Origin of the sequence: Oscillochloris sp. ZM17-4 (genome assembly GCF_019599295.1) — a bacterium.
Classification (GTDB): Bacteria; Chloroflexota; Chloroflexia; order Chloroflexales; family Chloroflexaceae; genus Oscillochloris.
The window spans coordinates 1-2,428 of record NZ_JAIEWN010000014.1; the positions used below are offsets into that span (position 1 = coordinate 1).

The 2,428-nt window shown below is 68.2% G+C and carries 2 protein-coding genes; both read left to right on the forward strand.

Going from position 1 to position 2,428, the window contains the following annotated elements; genetic code table 11:
* Positions 1–323: 323 nt before the first annotated feature.
* Positions 324–1,616 (forward strand): BMP family protein, encoded by a 1,293-nt coding sequence (locus K2Z83_RS12235; protein WP_220595470.1) that lies wholly within the window; start codon positions 324–326, stop codon positions 1,614–1,616.
* A 150-nt stretch (positions 1,617–1,766) separates the two neighbouring features.
* Positions 1,767–2,428: ATP-binding cassette domain-containing protein (locus K2Z83_RS12240; protein ID WP_220595576.1), on the forward strand; the 662-nt coding region annotated here is incomplete at its 3' end.

Consider the following 2,428-nt stretch of genomic DNA (forward strand, 5'->3'; position numbering starts at 1 on the left):
GCGTCGGCGCAGGCCGACGCCCGGCGCGCAGCGCCCCGGCGGCGCGGCTTCAGCCGCCCGCCATGGCCACCGTTGCAAGACGTTCCGTCACACCCTCGACCTGCGCGAAAATTGACAGCCGCGCGGCCATCCGCTATACTCAGCCCGCCACGTTAACCATAACTTAATAGTAGTGCAAGCGGCGCAGCTTTGGGGGGGATGCTCCTCGTTTGACGGCCCTGATGCCATGTGCGCTTTTCCTACGCGGGAGGGTGACGGAGCGGTCCGCCACTGCCCGCGTGTTGTTATTCCCGGCCGTTTGCAGATTGTCCATGAGGAGTACCATGAAGCGAGCACTCACCCGCTGGCCCGTCCTGCTGATCCTGGTCCTTGGCGCGCTCCTCTCCGCCTGTGGCGGCGCGCCGGCTAGCCCGCCCGCCGAGTCGCCGGCCACCGAGGCCACCGAGGCCGCCGAGGCCCCCGCCGCCGCGACCGAGGCCCCCGCCGCCGCGACCGAGGCCCCCGCCGCCGCCGCCGAGCCATACATCTTCGGCATGGTGCTGGTCGGCCCGATCAACGACGGCGGATGGAACCAGGCCCAGTACGAGGGCATGAAGTACGTCGAGGAGCGCATCCCCGGCTCCAAGTTCATCTACATCGACAAGGTCAACCCCGCCGACCGGCCCAACGTCAAGGTCGAGCAGGTGATCGATGAGCTGATCGCCCAGGGCGCCAAGTTCGTCGTCACCAACTCCGCCGAGTTCGGCGACGGCACCAACATCGCCGCCGAGGCCAACCCCGACGTCACCTTTATCCACTCCTCGGGCGACTCGGTGCTCGCCGGCACGGCCCCGGCCAATGTCGGCAACATCATGGGCCGCATGGAGTACGGCAAGATGATGTCCGGCTGCGCCGCCGCCCTCCAGAGCGAGACTGGCAAGATCTCCTACCTCGGCCCGCTGATCGACTCCGAGACCCGCCGCCTGGTCAACTCGGCCTACCTCGGCGCGAAGTACTGCTGGACCGAGGTGCTCGGCAAGCCCGCCGACCAGCTCTCCTTTAAGGTGACCTGGATCGGCTTCTGGTTCAACATCCCCGGCGTCACCCTCGACCCGACCCAGGTCGCCAACGACTTCATCAACGGCGGCAGCGATGTGATCCTCTCGGGCATCGACACCACCGAGGCGATCGTCGAGGCCAACAAGGCCACCCAGGCCGGCAAGAAGATCTACGCCATCCCCTACGACTACAAGGCCGCCTGCGAGCAGGCTCCTGAGGTCTGCCTCGGCGTGCCCTACTTCAACTGGGGCCCGTCCTACCTCAAGGTGATCAGCGACGCCAAGGCTGGCACCTTCACGCAGAGCTTCGACTGGATCGCCCCCGACTGGTCGGACATCAACAACCCCGACACGAGCATCGTCGGCTTCGAGAAGGGCGCCGCCCTGAGCGCCGATAACGCCGCCAAGCTGGATGCGTTTATCGCCAAGCTGGCCGACGGCAGCCTGAACCTCTACACCGGCCCGCTCAACTACCAGGACGGCACGGAGTTTGTGGCCGCCGGAGCCACCGCCGACGATAAGACGATCTGGTACACCGAGCAGCTCCTTGAGGGCGTGGACGGCCAGAGCGCGCCGTAAGGGGACAGGGGACAGGGGACAGGGGACAGGCCGCACATCCTGTCCCCTGTAGCCAGTAGCCAGTAGCATGTGTCCTGTCCCCTGTACGCTGTCCCCTGTTCCCTGTCCCCTGTACGCTGTCCCCTGTCCCCTGTACGCTGTCCCCTAACTATGGAAGTAAGCGTCCACAACCTGACCAAGGTCTTCGGCACGCTGCGGGCCAACGACAGCGTCAGCCTGCGCTTCGCCGAGGGGCAGATCCACGGCGTGCTCGGCGAGAACGGGGCCGGCAAGAGCACGATGATGAAGCTGCTCTCCGGCTTCCTGCGCCCCGACGGCGGCGAGATCCTGCTCGACGGCAAGCCCGTCGCCCTGGGCGACCCCGGCGCCGCCCTGCGCGCCGGGGTCGGCATGGTTCACCAGGAGCCGCTCGACGTGCCGGGGTTCAGCGCCCTGGAGAACCTGCTCTGCGCCTCGCCGCGCTGGGCCATGCCCACCCGCACCGAGGCCCGCAACACCCTGACGGTGCTCGCCGGCCGCCTCGGCTTCAGCGTCGCCCCCGACGACCCGATCTCCGCGCTGACCGTCGGCCAGCGCCAGCAGCTGGAGATCATCCGCCTGCTGGCCTGCGGCGCCCGCGCGCTCATCCTCGACGAGCCGACCACCGGGATCACCGCCGCCCAGGCCCGCTCGCTCTTCGCCGCCCTGCGTCGCCTGGCCGGCGAGGGCAACACGGTGCTCTTCGTCTCCCATAAGCTCGACGAGGTCGCCGAGCTCTGCAACACGGTCTGCGTCCTGCGGGCCGGCCATGTGGTCGGCGCGGGCCAGATGGC

What these genes read in the sequence shown, in the direction of transcription:
- K2Z83_RS12235 (WP_220595470.1), top strand. Translation starts at nt 324, where the DNA reads ATGAAGCGAGCACTCACCCGCTGGCCCGTCCTGCTGATCCTGGTCCTT.